Below are 16,306 nucleotides of genomic sequence, written 5' to 3'. Positions count from 1 at the left end.
TCTCTTGGTGTTAACCGACGATCCCCATATAGCCGTGAATCCCCATATATAAGCCGACCATAGCAATGAGCACACTGGAAAAATAGGGTGCTTTGCGGGCCATCGTGTTAAATCCGCTCCAGCGTTTGGCCGCCTGCTGCACGCTGATTGCCGCTCCCACGCCCACCGTTACCAGCGTCAGCGCCAGCCCGAGGCTGAAGCACAGCACCATGGTCGCACCCAGCGTGAAGGCTTTGAGCTGGATGCAAATCAGCAGCACCGTAATGGCGGCTGGGCACGGGATAAGCCCGCCGGTCAGACCGAACAGTAATATTTGGCCGTTGGTGACCTCTTTGCCCGCAAAGCGGCGCTGAATATCGGTGGCATGCGCCCGTTCGTGGGCATCCTGATACTCTTTTGAACCTTCGTTCAGCCCGGCCAGTGCGCCATGGTCGTGTTCATGATGATGATGGTGATCGTCATCGTGGTCATCATGATGGTGGTGATGACCGTCATGATCATGGTGATGCTCGTGAGCGTGGTGATGATGCCCATGATCGTGGTCGTGATGCGTCTGGGCCAGCCAGTTCTGCTCTCCCTGCCTGGTCCGCCAGAACATCCAGAATGCGGTCCCGAGAATAATAATCGCCGAAACAAACTGCAGCCAGGGCTCGACGGCCTGGGCGGTAAACGCTTTGCTGATATACATCCCGCCTAGCGCAATCAGCCATACCACGGCGGTATGCGACAGCGTTGCCGCCAGCCCCAGCATCACCGCCTGTTTGATGGTTCCCTTAATAGCAATAATAAAGGCCGCCATCATCGTCTTGGAATGCCCTGGTTCCAGCCCGTGTAACACACCCAATAGAATCGCGCTGGGAATGAAAAACCAGGCGTTGCCTTGCTGAAGAAGCGTAGAAAACTCACCCATGAGAATGATTCTTAGTTGTTTAATTTTGCTTGATTCTACTCCCCCCCAGTATTAAATACTACCCCCCAGTAGAATGAGGATGGTATTGTCGCTACAGCCAGACGTTAAAAAGGTAAAGCTATGTCACATACGATCCGCGACAAACAAAAGCTGAAAGCCCGAGCCAGCAAGATTCAGGGGCAGGTAGCGGCGTTGAAAACCATGCTGGATGAACCGCATGAATGCGCGGCGGTATTGCAGCAAATAGCGGCGATCCGCGGTGCGGTAAATGGATTAATGCGTGAAGTGATTAAAGGTCATCTGACCGAGCACATTGTGCATCAGGGCGATGAAATTAAGCGCGAAGAGGATTTGGATGTGATCCTGAAAGTGCTGGATTCGTACATCAAATAAGTCAGTTTAACGGCTCATCCACGTTCAATACCGTCCAGTTAAGCATGTAGGGTGAACATGTGATTCTTTCTCAGGGTTCCGTTCACCTCAGCAGTGTTATTTTTCTGAAGCATTGATACCCGTGAACGTGTAAAGGGCGTTCTTCGCCACGCCCTTTACAATCCCGGCTCCCGGCGGGAAAATTGCCGCTCCGCGGTCCCCTCCGCTTATTCCTCCAGGCTACCGGGTCGGGCGCGAGGTAGCGTCCCTGCAAAGCGCGCCCTGAGCCAGCATCCATGCTGGCTCTCCCGGGCTTACGGAAACACGTCGGCAATTTTCAGCCGGACCAGCCCACACCTCACCATCTGCGTTTTTGGTCTGAACAGCAAAACAGATTTAACTGGAAATCAGAGCGTTGAAGCGATGACTCGGGTCCGGCTGAAAATCGATGAGGAGTTGACGTCTGACCGGGGCTGTCCGCAGGGATGCGGACAGAGGGGACGGGCTGCATGGACGCAGGCTCGGCCCCGACCCGACAGGCAGACGGCATAAGACGAATGAATCGCGTAGCGACGATTTTCCCGCCGGGAGCCTGGGTTGCAAGGGAGGCGGCGGTGAGCCTCCCTTGCACGTTCACAGGAATCGGTGCTTCAGAGAAACGATGAACATGAGGTGAACGGAACCCTTCTCTGAGATAGCATGTTCATTACTTCCGCCAACACAGGTTGATATTTTCTGAAATTGAGTTGTTAACTGAACGACATCGCACCCACTTTCAGGAGAATGAGCCGTTCAACAACACGTTCTAGCCAAAAAACATCACAGATACGCACAGCAGACCGACAATCAGGGTGATCAGATTACCCACTGAACGGTACGGCTTCAGTGCCGGGATCAGATAGGTCGATAATGTCGGCATGATAAACAGAATCATGGCAATCAGTGGCCCGCTAATCGCGTAAATCATTGAAATGGCATTAGGGTTAATGCAGCAGATGATGAACGTAATGGCCGAAACCAACATAATGGACAGGGCGCGGTTAAAAGCCCGGCTTTTCTTCACTCCCACCTGATGCAACGACGTTTTTACTACTTCCGTTGCCCCTTCAATCACGCCAAAGTAGGTGCCGAGGAACGATTTTGACATCGCCACAACGGCAACGATGATCCCGGATATCGACAGCCAGGCCGGCGCATTGGGCATCATCGATAGCGCTGACAGAATGGTCACGCCTTCATTTTTCGCGTCTTCGATATAGTTTGTCGGAATCGAAAGCAAACAGCTGAAGACGAAAAACAGCACGCTCAGGCAGATGATGACGTAGGCTACCTTCATGATTTTTTTGCATTTACCCATGGCCTGCTCGCCGTATTTCTCACGTCGGTCAATGGCGAACGTAGAGATAATTGGCGTATGGCTAAAAGCGAAAACCATCACGGGAATAGATATCCAAACCTGATGCAGCGTGTGCTGATCGAAAGACATCTGGCCAGTGAGTAACGTTGGTTGCCAGCTTCCGGTCAGGTAAAGCGAAAGGAATAAAAAGTATGCGATCAGCGGGAACACCAGAAAGCCCATGACCCGAATGGTGGCTTGTCGGCCCATCAGAAAAATCAGGTTCAGCACCAGCACCACGCCAAAACTGACCAGCATGCGGATCCGCAGATCGATGGTGATATGTTTTGCCAGCTGTTCGGTGAGTGAATTGGTTATCGCTACGGCGTAGATCAGCACCACCACAAAGAAGGCAATAAAATAGAGAGTGGTAATCAGGCTGCCAATCTTCTTGCCGTAGTAGTGCGTAACCGCGCCGGTAATTCCTTCACCTGCCGAGGTTTTTGAGGACAGGATAAACTGGCACAGCGCCTTGTGCGGCCAGTAGGTTAAAGGCCAGGCGACGAGTGCGGTGATAAACAATACCACCGCGCCTGCAGAACCCAGCTGTATGGGGAGGAAGAGGGTTCCTGCGCCGACGGCAGTCCCATATAGTGCGAAGCTCCAGAGAGTCTCTTCTTTTGACCAAAATTTCGACATTATTTGAACGTATCAACTATAAAATAAACAAAAAGAAGCGCAATTTACCACAAATGGCAGGGGCTGGGGGAGGTGTGAACGAGTGGGCTAGTGAATGGATTAATAGCCGGAACCGAGAAGATTCCGACTATTATTTTAATTATCAGGCAGTAACGCGCTGCTGGCGACGCTTCATAACACGCTCGCGTAACGTGTCATAAGCCCAGTTATAGAACATGGTGTACGGCAGGAAGAACAGGAAGAAACCTATTTCCAGCGTGAATGCCTGAATCAGGCTGACGTTTAGCACATACGCCACGATGCTCACCCCGATCACAATAAAACCGCTCTCGAAGCCTAAGGCGTGAAATGCCCGCACTTTCGCCGTACGTTTTACCAGATGTGATGGCCACAGGCGGTCAAACAGGGCGTTATAAATGATATTCCAGATCATCGCCGTGGTGGCGAGAAGAACGGTCAGTCCGCCCATTTCCAGCACCGAGCGCTGCATCAACCATGCGGTGGTTGGTGCGAGAACAGCGGTGGCAATGCCTTCAAAGCAGACGGCATGAAAAATACGCTCCACTAGCGAGCGGCGTTGGACTGTATCGTGTTGCATAACCTAAAACCTTCTTTAATGCCCGGATAACGGAATGGTGGCAATTTTATCGTTTTATGTGATATCTAAAAGATAGTATCCATCGATAAAGTAGATAGTTCATGCGTTACTCTCCTGAAGCGTTAACGGCATTTGTGGAGACCGTGTCCTGCGGCTCGTTTTCTGCGGCGGCCCGGCGGCTGCGCAAAAGCCAGTCCACCATCAGTACGGCCATTGCGCATCTGGAAGCCGATCTTGGTTTTGCGCTCTTTGACCGCTCATCCCGCCAGCCAACGCTGACTGAAGAAGGTAAGCGGGTGCTGGGCTATGTGCAGGCAATTTTGACGGCCAGCGAACGTCTCGATGAGGCGGCGATCTCGCTGTCGGGTGAGACGGAAGCGCGTCTGACTTTCGTGCTTTCGGACACGCTTCACCCGGATGTGCTGGAAGAGTTGATGGTGCAGTTTGACCGCAAGTTTCCCCATACCGAGTTTGAATGTCTGATTGGCGAAGATGAAGACGTGATCGATCTGCTGCAAAAAGGGCGTGCTCAGGTGGGGTTGATCGAAGCGCGCGAGGATTACCCGACCGACATGGGCGTTACGCGTCTGCCGATGCAAACCTGGATGGGATTATACGTCGCGGCGTCGCATCCGCTGGCGGCTCATGAAAAACTGCAGTGGGAGCAGCTACACACCTGGCGCGAGCTGCGTTTGAATACCTATCTGGAAAGCGGCACCAACGTGGCGCGCGGCCCCGTCTGGTCTGCTCCTAACTATCTGTTATTGCTAAGTATGGCTGTTCAGGGATTCGGCTGGTGCGCGCTCCCTTGTGCGCTGGTGGAGGAGTTTGCGGCAGAAAAACCACTGGTGCAATTAAAGATGCCTGGCTGGCCAAAGGCTATCTCTATCGATCTGTTGTGGAATAAGAAATCACCGCCTGGTGTGGCAGGAAGCTGGTTGCGTGACCATTTACAGCAGAGTGGCGTTCAGATGACCAATAAGTGATACGAATTTCCTTTGTGATAAAAATCACCGTTTTTAAACAACCTTGATAACTATTTTTAACAATCATCTACTATTGCGGTGTTATTTTGCGCTGAGGTAGTGATGAAAGAGGTTGTGATCGTCGGGGCATTAAGGACACCGATTGGCTGCTTCCAGGGGACGCTGGCGCGCCACTCTGCCGTTGAGTTAGGCAGCATGGTGGTCAAGGCGTTACTGGAACGCACGGGCGTGGACGTTCACGCTGTGGATGAAGTGATCCTCGGACAGGTGCTTACCGCAGGTGCCGGGCAGAACCCTGCGCGTCAGTCTGCCATCAATGGTGGGCTACCCAATACCGTTTCCGCCATCACCATTAACGATGTCTGTGGCTCGGGTCTGAAAGCGCTGCATCTGGCGACCCAGGCTATCCAGTGTGGCGAAGCCGACATTGTGATTGCGGGCGGGCAAGAGAATATGAGCCGTGCACCGCATGTCCTTACCGATAGCCGCACTGGCGCACAGCTGGGGAACAGCCAACTGGTCGACAGCCTGGTACATGACGGTCTGTGGGATGCCTTCAACGATTATCACATGGGCGTTACCGCGGAAAACCTGGCGCGAGAATACGGAATCAGCCGCGAATTGCAGGATGCCTACGCGCTGCACTCGCAGCACAAAGCGCGGATGGCAATTGATGCCGGACGCTTTAAAGATGAAATCGTGCCGGTGGTAACACAGCGTAATGGGCAATCGTTCGTGGTGGACACCGACGAACAACCGCGTACCGATGCCAGCGCCGAGGGGCTGGCGCGTCTGGATCCTACCTTTGACAGACTCGGTTCGGTAACGGCGGGTAACGCGTCATCCATCAACGACGGTGCCGCTGCGGTGATGATGATGAGCGAGGCCAAGGCGCAGGAACTTAACTTACCTGTGTTGGCCCGTATTCGCGCCTTTGCCAGCGTCGGAGTCGACCCTGCGCTCATGGGGATTGCGCCAGTGTATGCAACACGCCGCTGCCTTGAGCGTGTGGGCTGGCAACTGGCTGATGTTGATCTTATCGAAGCTAATGAAGCCTTCGCCGCGCAGGCATTATCCGTTGGGAAAATGCTGGAGTGGGATGAACGGCGGGTGAATGTGAACGGCGGGGCCATTGCGCTCGGCCATCCGATTGGCGCATCTGGCTGTCGTATTCTGGTTTCGCTGGTACATGAAATGGTGAAACGTCGGGCGCACAAGGGCCTGGCAACGCTGTGTATCGGTGGTGGTCAGGGGGTGGCGCTCGCTATCGAACGAGACTAATCCCCGTCATACTTCAAGCTGCATGTGCGTTGGCTTTACTCGCTCACCCCAGTCACGTACTTATGTACGCTCCGGGGAATTCGCTGCGTCGCCGCGTGATTCGGCCTTACGGCCTCACCCCTTCGGGGCCAGCGCAAGCGCTGTTCAAAACGGCCGGGAAGTTTTGTCCTGCAACTCGAATTATTTAGGGTATATATTTTTCTTCTCGAACAGTTTTCTGCCGTGTTATCTCTTCCTCTATAAAAAAGCCCTCCAGCAGGAGGGCAAGGCCAGTTACAGAAACATACACTCTAAACCCTGCCAACATATCAAAACGTTGTTTCATTTCATGTGATTGATAGCGCACTTTGTTAGAAAAGGTGTGTGAATGACGTATGAGCCTGGCTGTATTTTCAATATCTTACCCCTGCCACTAATGATCTACTTTTTTGCGTTTTTATCTATCTAATTGTTTTAAATGGTTTTATTGAAACAAATTTTGCGATTTATACGCGCTAGCGTGATCGCACTTACACTTTTGATAATAAGATGCGGAAAAAGTGAAACATCGTTTTAGTTATAATTGAAAACACATTCAGGGAGGGATATCATGAGCGCATAAGATAAAACGGAACAGCGTTTTGCTATTCGTTTAAGCATTCACGGTCAATTTATCACTGGAGGTAAATGTGGACGTAAGACAAAGTATCCATAGTGCGCATGCGAAAACCCTGGACACTCAGGGGCTGCGTAATGAGTTTTTGGTCGAAGAAGTGTTTGTCGCAGATGAATACACCATGGTCTACAGTCACATCGACCGCATCATTGTTGGCGGCATTATGCCAGTGGCCAAAACCGTCTCTGTGGGTGGCGAAGTCGGCAAACAGCTGGGCGTAACCTATTTCCTCGAACGTCGTGAGCTGGGTGTGATCAATATCGGCGGCCCGGGCACGATTACCGTTGACGGCCAGTGCTATGAAATTGGTCATCGCGACGCGCTGTACGTCGGAAAAGGGGCAAAAGAAGTGGTATTCGCCAGTATTGATACGGCGAAACCGGCGAAGTTTTACTACAACTGCGCGCCGGCACACACGACTTACCCAACTAAGAAAGTCACGCCTGCAGACGTTGCGCCAGTGACGCTGGGCGATAACCTCACCAGTAACCGTCGTACCATCAACAAATACTTTGTGCCGGATGTTCTGGAAACCTGCCAGTTGAGCATGGGGCTGACTGAACTGGCACCGGGTAACCTGTGGAACACCATGCCGTGTCATACCCATGAACGTCGTATGGAAGTCTATTTCTACTTCAATATGGAAGAAGATACCTGCGTCTTCCACATGATGGGTCAGCCTCAGGAAACGCGTCATATTGTGATGCACAACGAGCAGGCGGTGATTTCTCCAAGCTGGTCTATTCACTCCGGTGTCGGCACAAAAGCTTATACGTTCATTTGGGGCATGGTCGGCGAAAACCAGGTCTTTGATGATATGGACCATGTTGCAGTAAAAGATCTGCGCTAGTTGCGGGCGACAGCCGTGCCTGCTGCGGCGGGCATTATAAAAAATTAAGGATTTACAATGATTTTGAATGCATTCTCTCTTGAAGGTAAAGTCGCCGTTGTGACCGGTTGTGACACAGGTTTGGGTCAGGGTATGGCGCTGGGCCTGGCTGAAGCGGGCTGCGATATCGTCGGTATCAATATTGTTGAACCGACAGAAACCATCGAACGCGTGACCGCACTGGGCCGCCGTTTTTTAAGCCTGACCGCCGATCTGCGTCAAATCGATGGTATTCCGGCGCTGCTGGAGCGCGCAGTGGCAGAATTCGGCCATATTGATATTCTGGTCAACAACGCGGGTCTTATCCGTCGTGACGATGCGATCGACTTCAGCGAAAAAGACTGGGATGACGTGATGAACCTGAATATTAAGAGCGTGTTCTTTATGTCTCAGGCCGCGGCGAAGCACTTTATCGCTCAGGGTAACGGCGGCAAAATTATCAATATCGCCTCTATGCTTTCCTTCCAGGGCGGGATCCGCGTGCCGTCTTACACCGCGTCTAAAAGCGGCGTAATGGGTGTTACCCGTCTGATGGCGAACGAGTGGGCAAAACATAACATCAACGTCAACGCGATTGCACCAGGTTACATGGCGACGAATAACACCCAACAGCTGCGTGCTGATGAGCAGCGTAGCGCAGAGATCCTCGATCGTATCCCGGCGGGGCGTTGGGGTTTACCGAGCGACCTGATGGGGCCTGTCGTGTTCCTGGCGTCCAGCGCATCTGACTATATCAACGGCTATACCGTTGCAGTAGATGGCGGCTGGCTGGCACGTTAATTCGCTTTCCAGAACCGTTAAACCCTGCCCTCTGGCAGGGTTTTTTTATATTCGGATCATTAAAATCCATATTGTGGTTATAAATTATTCCATATTAAATTTCATACGTATAAATTTATTGTTTTTAATATTCTTTAATATCAACGAATTAAATTTAATTGAGTGATTGTCGGTAAATTTTAAAATTGGAATATCCATCACATAACCATGTGGTGTAGCTATTTAATCCATGTTTTTGCCGTTTCCCGCCTGACGCTTCCTGCAAGGGATCCCTTACTTTCAATGGCATGGTTACTCTGTATCTGGCAGGAAAAAATGGTCTCAATAAATAATGATGCTGCTTTAGCGCCGCGCCCAGTGCGCGATACACGACGTATGAATATGTTTGTTTCTATCTCTGCGGCCGTCGCAGGGTTGTTATTCGGCCTGGATATTGGCGTGATTGCTGGCGCGTTGCCTTTTATCACCGATCACTTTGTGTTGACCAGCCGCCTGCAGGAGTGGGTGGTAAGCAGCATGATGCTGGGTGCGGCAATTGGTGCGCTGTTTAACGGTTGGTTGTCATTCCGCCTGGGGCGCAAATACAGCCTGATGGCGGGCGCGATCCTTTTCGTCGTCGGATCTCTGGGCTCGGCGTTTGCCTCCAGCGTAGAAATGCTCATTTTTGCTCGCGTGGTGCTGGGCGTAGCGGTGGGGATCGCGTCTTACACCGCACCACTCTATCTCTCTGAAATGGCCAGCGAAAATGTGCGTGGCAAGATGATCAGTATGTATCAGCTGATGGTGACGCTGGGCATCGTTCTGGCCTTTTTGTCCGACACCGCGTTCAGCTACAGCGGTAACTGGCGCGCTATGCTGGGCGTGCTGGCGCTTCCGGCTGTATTGCTGATTATTCTGGTTGTTTTCTTGCCCAACAGCCCGCGCTGGCTGGCGGAGAAAGGTCGCCACATCGAAGCTGAAGAAGTACTGCGCATGTTGCGCGATACGTCAGAAAAAGCCCGCGATGAGCTGAACGAAATCCGTGAAAGCCTGAAGCTGAAGCAGGGGGGTTGGGCGCTGTTTAAAATTAACCGTAACGTGCGTCGTGCGGTTTTCCTCGGAATGTTACTGCAGGCGATGCAGCAGTTCACCGGGATGAACATCATCATGTATTACGCGCCGCGCATTTTTAAAATGGCGGGTTTTACCACCACAGAGCAGCAGATGATTGCCACGCTGGTAGTTGGCTTAACGTTTATGTTCGCCACCTTTATTGCCGTCTTCACGGTCGACAAAGCAGGACGTAAACCGGCGCTGAAAATTGGTTTCAGCGTAATGGCTATCGGGACGCTGGTGCTTGGTTATTGTCTGATGCAGTTTGATAACGGCACGGCTTCCAGTGGGCTATCCTGGCTGTCAGTTGGCATGACGATGATGTGTATTGCAGGCTATGCGATGAGCGCCGCGCCGGTGGTGTGGATCCTGTGTTCGGAAATTCAGCCACTGAAATGCCGTGATTTTGGTATTACCTGCTCCACCACCACCAACTGGGTGTCGAACATGATCATTGGCGCAACGTTCCTGACGCTGCTCGACAGCATTGGTGCCGCCGGTACGTTCTGGCTCTATACTGCGCTGAACGTCGTGTTTATTGGCATCACGTTCTGGCTGATTCCAGAAACCAAAAACGTCACGCTGGAGCATATCGAACGTAAGCTGATGGCAGGCGAGAAGTTAAGAGATATTGGGGTGTAAGTCAGACAAGCATGCCGGATAGCGGTTCAGCCTTATCCGGCCTGCGAGTGGAGTCTCTTATAGGCCGGGAAAGCGTCAACGCGACCCGGTTTTTTTATTTAGCACCTTACCCGTGCAGAAAATCTTCGCGAATTGGGGTAAAGGTATCCAACAGCGTTCCCGGTTTTAAGCAGACGCAGCCATGCATAATGTTGGGCTGTTTATACAGGGTATCGCCCGCCCTAACGATATGTTTCTCTTCGCCGATGGTAAATTCAAACTCACCGGACAACACGTAAGTCAGCTGCTCGTGCGGATGATTGTGCATCGGGCCGATTGCGCCTTGCTCGAAGTTCACCTCAACCGCCATCATGTTACCGCCGTGAGCAAGAATGCGCCGGGTAACGCCATTGCCCAGATCGTCAAGCGTGGTCTCTTTATGAAAAATAAACATCCGGCCTTCCTGTAATTAATTAAAACAGTGTTTCATTAAAGCTATATCAGAAAATTAAAAAAAGAAATGCACGCCAACAGATGTGGAAAGTTGATCACATCTTTGGTTCACTGGAGAGACAACAACGAGTCAGGGGAAATGATGAAAACGATCGGTCTGTTAGGCGGTATGAGCTGGGAATCTACCATTCCTTATTATCGACTCATTAATGAAGGCATAAAACAGCGTCTGGGTGGTCTGCATTCTGCGCAGATTCTGTTGCACAGCGTGGATTTTCACGAGATTGAAGCCTGTCAGTCAAGCGGTGACTGGCAGCGAGCCGGTGAGATCCTCGCGCAGGCCGCCACAGGGCTACAGCAAGCCGGGGCGCAAGGAATTGTGCTGTGTACCAACACCATGCACAAAGTTGCTGAGGCGATTGAAAGCGCCTGTGATGTGCCGTTTCTGCATATTGCTGACGCGACGGGGCGGGCGATACAAAAGCAGCAGATGAACAACGTGGCGCTACTGGGTACGCGTTACACCATGGAGCAGGATTTTTACCGCGGGCGTTTACAGACTGAATTCGGCATTAGCACGTTGATCCCTGAAGCTGCTGATCGTCAGAAAATAAACCAGATTATTTTCGATGAGCTGTGTCTCGGGGAATTCAGCGAGGCTTCCCGCGATTATTACCTGGGCGTCATCGACCAACTGGCGAAACAGGGGGCGCAAGGGGTGATCTTTGGCTGTACCGAGATTGGTCTGCTGGTTCCCACCGAGCTAAGCCCACTACCGGTTTTCGACACTGCGGCAATCCATGCGCAAGATGCGGTGGCGTTTATGCTTTCGGCTGCGGATGCAAAATAGCCTCCAGCGGGTCAATAAGCCTCGGTAGATGGGCTTGCAGATGCGCCGTAAAAGCATCAACCAGCGCCGAGGCGGGGCGATGAAGCGGGTGAATCAGGCTGACTGTAAAGGGTACCGAAATACTGAAGCGGCGGATAACGACTCCGCTGCTGGCGTAATCCAGCGCGGTCAGTGGGTTCACCACCGAGATCCCAACGCCCGCCCGCACCATTGCACAAATTGAAGCGGCGCTATGGGTTTCAATCACCATGCGGCGCTTCACCTGGTGCTCATTAAACAGGGTATCCAGTAGCTGACGGTAGCTGTCGGTGCGCGACAGGCTGATGTAGTTTTCTCCCTGAAAATCCTGCGGCGTTAACACCGCTTTCTTAGTCAGCGGATGGCCCTGCGGCAGCACGCACACTTCATCCAGCGCCAGCAATTCGGTGCGTTTCGTTCCGGCAGGCGTATGCAGCGTTTCCGTTAACCCCAGATCGTGGCGCTGCGCCGACAGCCACTCTTCCAGCAGCGGTGACTCCTGCGGCACTATCTGAATATTGACCTGTGGATAGCGTGCGAGGAATGGCTGCAGCAGCGGCGGTAAAAAAGACTGTGAGAATACCGGCAGGCAAACAATCGACAATTCGCCCTGGCGAAACTCGCGCAGACTTTCGGCGGCGCTCACAATTCTGTCCAGGCCATACCACGAACGTTGCACCTCTTCAAACAGACGTAACCCTTGCACGGTTGGGTGCAGTCGGCCACGCGTACGTTCAAACAGCGTTAATCCCAGCACTTTCTCGAATCGGGCCAGTTCCCGGCTGACGGTGGGCTGCGAGGTATGTAGCATGCGCGCGGCTTCTGTCAGATTGCCTGCCGTCATGATGGCGTGAAAAATTTCGATGTGTCGCAGGTTAACGGCGGGCATGGGCAATCCTCGAATGAATCAATCCATATCATTTTTGCATAGACTCACGATAAAACGATATTTTTTATTCTTTTCGGGCTGTGGCGTAATCATAAAAAAGCCAATACCGGAGCACACCATGCCACGCCCACTCAATAGTACTGACACTGACCTGACCGCCGACAACCTGCTACGCCTGCCTGCCGAATTCGGCTGCCCGGTGTGGGTCTATGATGCGCAGATTATCCGCGGGCAGATTGCCAAATTGAGTCAGTTTGACGTGGTGCGTTTCGCCCAGAAGGCATGTTCGAATATTCATATTTTGCGCCTGATGCGCGAGCAGGGCGTGAAGGTTGATTCCGTCTCGCTTGGCGAAATTGAACGTGCGCTGGCGGCAGGCTTCGTACCGGGGAAAGATGAAATCGTCTTTACCGCCGATATGATTGATGAAGCGACGCTCGCGCGGGTGCATGAATTGAGCATTCCGGTAAATGCCGGGTCGGTGGATATGTTGGAACAACTGGGCCAGGTCTCGCCGGGCCATCGCGTGTGGCTACGCGTAAACCCTGGCTTTGGGCATGGGCACAGTCAGAAAACCAATACCGGCGGCGAAAACAGCAAGCACGGGATCTGGTATAGCGATCTTCCCGCGGCGCTGGAGGTGATTCAGCGCTATAAGCTGAAGCTGGTGGGGATTCATATGCATATCGGCTCCGGCGTGGACTATGCGCATCTGGAGCAGGTGTGCGGTGCGATGGTGCGCCAGGTGGTTGAATTTGGCCAGGATCTGGAGGCGATCTCCGCAGGTGGCGGTTTATCAATCCCGTATCACGAAGGCGAAGAGGCGATCGATACCGATCACTACTTTGGATTGTGGAACGCTGCGCGTGAACAGATTGCTAAACACCTGGGTCACCCGATCGCGCTTGAGATAGAGCCGGGGCGTTTTCTGGTCGCGGAAGCTGGCGTGTTAGTGGCGCAGGTGCGTAGTGTAAAAGAGATGGGTAGCCGCCACTTTGTGCTGATCGATGCGGGCTTCAACGATCTAATGCGCCCGGCCATGTACGGTAGCTATCACCATATCTCCGCGCTGGCAGGGGATGGTCGTTCTCTGGAACACACCCCGCAACGGGAAACCGTGGTAGCCGGGCCGCTGTGTGAATCTGGCGACGTGTTTACCCAGCAGGAGGGCGGAAATGTGGAAACCCGTCTGTTGCCTGCGGTGGTGCCGGGCGATTATCTGGTGCTGCATGATACTGGGGCGTACGGCGCGTCAATGTCGTCAAACTACAATAGCCGTCCGCTGCTGCCGGAGGTTTTGTTCGATAACGGTGTGGCGCGGCTAATTCGCCGTCGCCAGACCATTGATGAGCTGTTAGCGCTGGAATTAATCTGATTACAGCGTTGTGAAATGCCGGATGGCGCTACGCTTATTCGGCCTACGAGATTAACTGCGCCGCCATCCGGCATTTGATTACTTAAAGTATGGCCCGAGCGTTACTGAGTCACGTAGTACCAGTTTGCCGGTAAACGGTGGGATTGGCTCGACGCTCTCGCCGTTGGCCAGCCGGATAGCCTGGTCGATTGCCGTGGTTATCATGGTATCAATCGGCAGATAAACGGTAGACAGCCCCGGCTCCAGCCATTTGGCGCTGGGCGCATCATCAAAACCAAACAGTGAGACGTCCGTTGGGATCCTCAGCCCGGCCTGATGTAACGCTTTTGATGCGCCTAATGCCATGTCATCGTTACAGGCGAACAGGGCGCTGAATCTCACCCCTTCCTCCAGCAGTTCACGGCAGGCCTCATAGCCTCGCGTCATCGTGGAGTCGCCGTATTTGACCTTATTGGGATCCCAGGGAATACCGTTTTTTTCCAGCGCCTTACGATACCCCATCAGGCGGGATTTACCGGTAGGCGTATGGCCTGGCACAGTGATACAAGCAATATCGCTATGTCCCTGCGAGATCAGATAATTGACCGCCTGATAGGCCGCGTCTTCCTGTTCAAAGAAAATTGCGCGATCGCGGGCCTGGCTGACATCACGGTTGATGACCAGCAAGGGCATAGCAATGCTGTTCATCAACGACATAATCGCCTTTTCACTCATATAGCGGGTATAGAGAATAATGGCGTCGCACTGCCTGTCCGCCAGCATTTGCACGGCTTCCTGCTCACGCTCTGGTGTGTCGTGTCCGTCGGTGACGATCAACTGCTTGCCGTGAGATTCCGTCTGGCGTGAAGCCTGTTGCAGCAGGCGGCCAAAGTAGAATCCATCAAATGTGGAAACTACCAGACCAATGCTGTTGCTGGTGCGGTTTGCCAAAGAGCGCGCTAAAAAATTAGGCCGATAATCAAGTGCCTGCATGGCCTTAAACACTTTCTGGCGCGTGCTCTCTTTTACCTGACCCGTGCCATTCAGTACGCGCGAAACGGTCGCTTTTGAGACGCCTGCGTGTCGTGAAACGTCCAACATCGTAGTCATAACGCTATCCTGGTTAATCGTTTGACGATGAATTCCCCGGCTCTGTCAGCGTCGAAACGGAATGGCGACGCACCAGAGTTGGGTTAAAAACGTGGGTAATTTCAGGCACGGGACGCTTCTCCGCCAGCGCGAGCGCCAGTTCGGCAGCCTGGGTTGCCATCGTCACGATCGGGTAGCGCACCGTGGTCAGACGCGGGCGCACGTAGCGGGAAACCAGCACATCATCAAAACCAATCAGCGAGATTTCTCCCGGCACATCAATGCCGTTATCATTCAATACGCCCATGGCACCAGCCGCCATTGAGTCGTTGTAGCAGGCTACCGCAGTGAAGTTTTTGCCACGGCCAAGTAACTCGGTCATGGCCTGCTCACCGCCGCTTTCATCCGGTTCACCAAACGTTACCAGTCGATCGCTGACAGGAATATTGCTCTCTGCCAGCGCGTCGTAATAGCCTTGCAGACGATCTTCAGCATCTGAAATCGTGTGATTGGAGCACAGATAGCCAATGCGCGTATGGCCCTGCTGAATGAGGTGTCGGGTCGCGAGCCAGGCGCCGAAACGGTCATCAAGGGCAACGCAACGTTGTTCGAATCCCGGCAGAATTCGGTTAATCAATACCATGCCGGGGATTTGCTTCATGAGCGATGCCAGCTCAGCATCCGGGATAATTTTTGCGTGGACAACAAGGGCTGCGCAGCGGTGGCGAATGAGCTGTTCAATCGCCAGTCGTTCCTTCTGTTCGTTATGGTAGCCGTTACCAATCAGTAAAAAATTACCGGTGTTATACGCCACCTGCTCGACAGCTTTAACCATTGCCCCAAAAAATGGATCGGACACATCACCTACCACCAGACCGATGGTTTCAGTGGATTGTTGTGCCAGCGCACGCGCATTGGCGTTGGGGTGGTAGCTGAGTGATTCCATTGCACTCGTTACGGCCAGGCGCGATGCTTCGCTGGCTTTAGGGGAATCATTAATCACTCGAGAAACGGTGGCGACTGATACACCAGCTAGTCGGGCTACATCCTTTATGGTCGCCATGATAGTACCTGTTGTGGGTAAACGCTTACATTCCGTCAGTGTTACGGAAAATGGCTGGCTGTTCAAGCAGATTGCCCGTCAGAACGTCGCAAATGTGAGCGCACACGAGCGAAGTAAGACAGAAAATAGAAAATGCTAATTTTTGCTTACACTTTGCGATGTGCTGTTGCGATTGTTCGCTGGTGAGGGAACTGAGCAGATTGCTAGAGTTGAGATCCCAGAGGTATTGATAGGTGAAATCAACTTTCGGGTTGATCACTAGAATTACACCAGCCTGCGCAGATGCGCAGGTTTTTTTTTACCTTCAGCCTATCTGTAACAGTAACCGATAATTTACACAACTCGTTGCATTTGGGTTCATTCCTTTGCGT

Annotated in this window: 15 protein-coding genes; 8 read left to right on the top strand and 7 right to left on the bottom strand. The window is 52.6% G+C overall.

The genetic code is table 11. The annotated features are described in order from the left end of the window. Nucleotides 1-10: 10 nt before the first annotated feature. Nucleotides 11-910 (bottom strand): nickel/cobalt efflux protein RcnA, encoded by a 900-nt coding sequence (locus OGX97_RS19565; RefSeq protein WP_279850832.1) that lies wholly within the window; start codon nt 908-910, stop codon nt 11-13. Nucleotides 911-1,030: 120 nt separating this feature from the next. Between OGX97_RS19565 and rcnR the strand changes: the two genes are divergently transcribed. Next, nucleotides 1,031-1,303 carry a Ni(II)/Co(II)-binding transcriptional repressor RcnR gene (rcnR, locus tag OGX97_RS19560; protein WP_043017452.1) on the top strand — a complete coding sequence of 91 codons (273 nt, stop codon included), beginning with the start codon at nt 1,031-1,033 and terminating at the stop codon, nt 1,301-1,303. Nucleotides 1,304-2,087: 784 nt separating this feature from the next. On the opposite strand, the gene OGX97_RS19555 is transcribed toward rcnR, so the two are convergent. Continuing rightward, nucleotides 2,088-3,317 carry an amino acid permease gene (locus OGX97_RS19555; RefSeq protein ID WP_003825569.1) on the bottom strand — a complete coding sequence of 410 codons (1,230 nt, stop codon included), beginning with the start codon at nt 3,315-3,317 and terminating at the stop codon, nt 2,088-2,090. Nucleotides 3,318-3,459: 142 nt separating this feature from the next. Further along, entirely contained in the window at nt 3,460-3,915 is a 456-nt protein-coding gene (locus OGX97_RS19550) for a multidrug/biocide efflux PACE transporter (protein WP_047408961.1), read from the bottom strand. 101 nt (nt 3,916-4,016) lie between these two features. Between OGX97_RS19550 and OGX97_RS19545 the strand changes: the two genes are divergently transcribed. The 5 genes from OGX97_RS19545 to araE all read left to right on the top strand — a co-directional run bounded on the left by OGX97_RS19545 (nt 4,017) and on the right by araE (nt 10,240). After that, nucleotides 4,017-4,901, top strand: a complete 885-nt coding sequence (locus OGX97_RS19545; protein WP_279850833.1) for a LysR family transcriptional regulator — start codon at nt 4,017-4,019, stop codon at nt 4,899-4,901. A 102-nt stretch (nt 4,902-5,003) separates the two neighbouring features. Further along, nucleotides 5,004-6,182, top strand: a complete 1,179-nt coding sequence (locus tag OGX97_RS19540) for an acetyl-CoA C-acetyltransferase (RefSeq protein ID WP_032944867.1) — start codon at nt 5,004-5,006, stop codon at nt 6,180-6,182. Nucleotides 6,183-6,850: 668 nt separating this feature from the next. Then, nucleotides 6,851-7,687 carry a 5-dehydro-4-deoxy-D-glucuronate isomerase gene (gene kduI, locus OGX97_RS19535; protein WP_008785720.1) on the top strand — a complete coding sequence of 279 codons (837 nt, stop codon included), beginning with the start codon at nt 6,851-6,853 and terminating at the stop codon, nt 7,685-7,687. A 57-nt stretch (nt 7,688-7,744) separates the two neighbouring features. Continuing rightward, nucleotides 7,745-8,506, top strand: coding sequence for a 2-dehydro-3-deoxy-D-gluconate 5-dehydrogenase KduD (kduD, locus tag OGX97_RS19530; RefSeq protein ID WP_003033923.1), 762 nt, complete (start codon nt 7,745-7,747; stop codon nt 8,504-8,506). A gap of 315 nt (nt 8,507-8,821) precedes the next feature. Next, nucleotides 8,822-10,240 carry an arabinose-proton symporter AraE gene (gene araE / locus OGX97_RS19525; protein ID WP_003033926.1) on the top strand — a complete coding sequence of 473 codons (1,419 nt, stop codon included), beginning with the start codon at nt 8,822-8,824 and terminating at the stop codon, nt 10,238-10,240. Nucleotides 10,241-10,346: 106 nt separating this feature from the next. On the opposite strand, the gene OGX97_RS19520 is transcribed toward araE, so the two are convergent. After that, nucleotides 10,347-10,673 (bottom strand): cupin domain-containing protein, encoded by a 327-nt coding sequence (locus tag OGX97_RS19520; RefSeq protein WP_003825583.1) that lies wholly within the window; start codon nt 10,671-10,673, stop codon nt 10,347-10,349. Between the two features lie 141 nt (nt 10,674-10,814). Here OGX97_RS19520 and OGX97_RS19515 point away from each other — a divergent pair, with 141 nt between their 5' ends. Then, the gene (locus OGX97_RS19515) at nt 10,815-11,522 is read left to right on the top strand and encodes an aspartate/glutamate racemase (RefSeq protein ID WP_235127582.1); all 708 of its coding nucleotides are present in this window, start codon (nt 10,815-10,817) and stop codon (nt 11,520-11,522) included. Here OGX97_RS19515 and OGX97_RS19510 read toward each other — a convergent pair. Further along, on the bottom strand, nt 11,494-12,429 hold the full coding sequence (locus OGX97_RS19510) for a LysR family transcriptional regulator (protein ID WP_008785717.1): 936 nt from the start codon (nt 12,427-12,429) through the stop codon (nt 11,494-11,496). The genes OGX97_RS19515 and OGX97_RS19510 overlap by 29 nt on opposite strands. Nucleotides 12,430-12,547: 118 nt before the next feature. On the opposite strand from OGX97_RS19510, the gene lysA reads away from it, so the two are divergent. Continuing rightward, nucleotides 12,548-13,804, top strand: a complete 1,257-nt coding sequence (gene lysA, locus OGX97_RS19505; protein WP_235126875.1) for a diaminopimelate decarboxylase — start codon at nt 12,548-12,550, stop codon at nt 13,802-13,804. 78 nt (nt 13,805-13,882) lie between these two features. Here the strand turns inward: lysA and OGX97_RS19500 are convergent, their stop codons facing one another. Continuing rightward, nucleotides 13,883-14,893 carry a LacI family DNA-binding transcriptional regulator gene (locus OGX97_RS19500; RefSeq protein ID WP_235126876.1) on the bottom strand — a complete coding sequence of 337 codons (1,011 nt, stop codon included), beginning with the start codon at nt 14,891-14,893 and terminating at the stop codon, nt 13,883-13,885. A 13-nt stretch (nt 14,894-14,906) separates the two neighbouring features. After that, the gene (galR, locus tag OGX97_RS19495) at nt 14,907-15,935 is read right to left on the bottom strand and encodes an HTH-type transcriptional regulator GalR (RefSeq protein ID WP_191215430.1); all 1,029 of its coding nucleotides are present in this window, start codon (nt 15,933-15,935) and stop codon (nt 14,907-14,909) included. Between the last annotated feature and the right edge of the window lie 371 nt (nt 15,936-16,306).

Origin of the sequence: Citrobacter sp. Cpo061 (assembly GCF_030332845.1) — a bacterium.
GTDB classification, from domain to species: domain Bacteria; phylum Pseudomonadota; class Gammaproteobacteria; order Enterobacterales; family Enterobacteriaceae; genus Citrobacter; species Citrobacter portucalensis.
Note: the sequence above shows the minus strand (reverse complement) of the source record. Positions and strands in the feature narration are given on the sequence as shown.

What these genes read in the sequence shown, in the direction of transcription:
- galR (WP_191215430.1), bottom strand. Translation starts at nt 15,935, where the DNA reads ATGGCGACCATAAAGGATGTAGCCCGACTAGCTGGTGTATCAGTCGCC.
- araE (WP_003033926.1), top strand. Translation starts at nt 8,822, where the DNA reads ATGGTCTCAATAAATAATGATGCTGCTTTAGCGCCGCGCCCAGTGCGC.
- OGX97_RS19510 (WP_008785717.1), bottom strand. Translation starts at nt 12,429, where the DNA reads ATGCCCGCCGTTAACCTGCGACACATCGAAATTTTTCACGCCATCATG.
- OGX97_RS19500 (WP_235126876.1), bottom strand. Translation starts at nt 14,893, where the DNA reads ATGACTACGATGTTGGACGTTTCACGACACGCAGGCGTCTCAAAAGCG.
- OGX97_RS19520 (WP_003825583.1), bottom strand. Translation starts at nt 10,673, where the DNA reads ATGTTTATTTTTCATAAAGAGACCACGCTTGACGATCTGGGCAATGGC.
- kduD (WP_003033923.1), top strand. Translation starts at nt 7,745, where the DNA reads ATGATTTTGAATGCATTCTCTCTTGAAGGTAAAGTCGCCGTTGTGACC.
- lysA (WP_235126875.1), top strand. Translation starts at nt 12,548, where the DNA reads ATGCCACGCCCACTCAATAGTACTGACACTGACCTGACCGCCGACAAC.
- OGX97_RS19565 (WP_279850832.1), bottom strand. Translation starts at nt 910, where the DNA reads ATGGGTGAGTTTTCTACGCTTCTTCAGCAAGGCAACGCCTGGTTTTTC.
- OGX97_RS19545 (WP_279850833.1), top strand. Translation starts at nt 4,017, where the DNA reads ATGCGTTACTCTCCTGAAGCGTTAACGGCATTTGTGGAGACCGTGTCC.
- OGX97_RS19540 (WP_032944867.1), top strand. Translation starts at nt 5,004, where the DNA reads ATGAAAGAGGTTGTGATCGTCGGGGCATTAAGGACACCGATTGGCTGC.
- OGX97_RS19550 (WP_047408961.1), bottom strand. Translation starts at nt 3,915, where the DNA reads ATGCAACACGATACAGTCCAACGCCGCTCGCTAGTGGAGCGTATTTTT.
- OGX97_RS19515 (WP_235127582.1), top strand. Translation starts at nt 10,815, where the DNA reads ATGAAAACGATCGGTCTGTTAGGCGGTATGAGCTGGGAATCTACCATT.
- rcnR (WP_043017452.1), top strand. Translation starts at nt 1,031, where the DNA reads ATGTCACATACGATCCGCGACAAACAAAAGCTGAAAGCCCGAGCCAGC.
- OGX97_RS19555 (WP_003825569.1), bottom strand. Translation starts at nt 3,317, where the DNA reads ATGTCGAAATTTTGGTCAAAAGAAGAGACTCTCTGGAGCTTCGCACTA.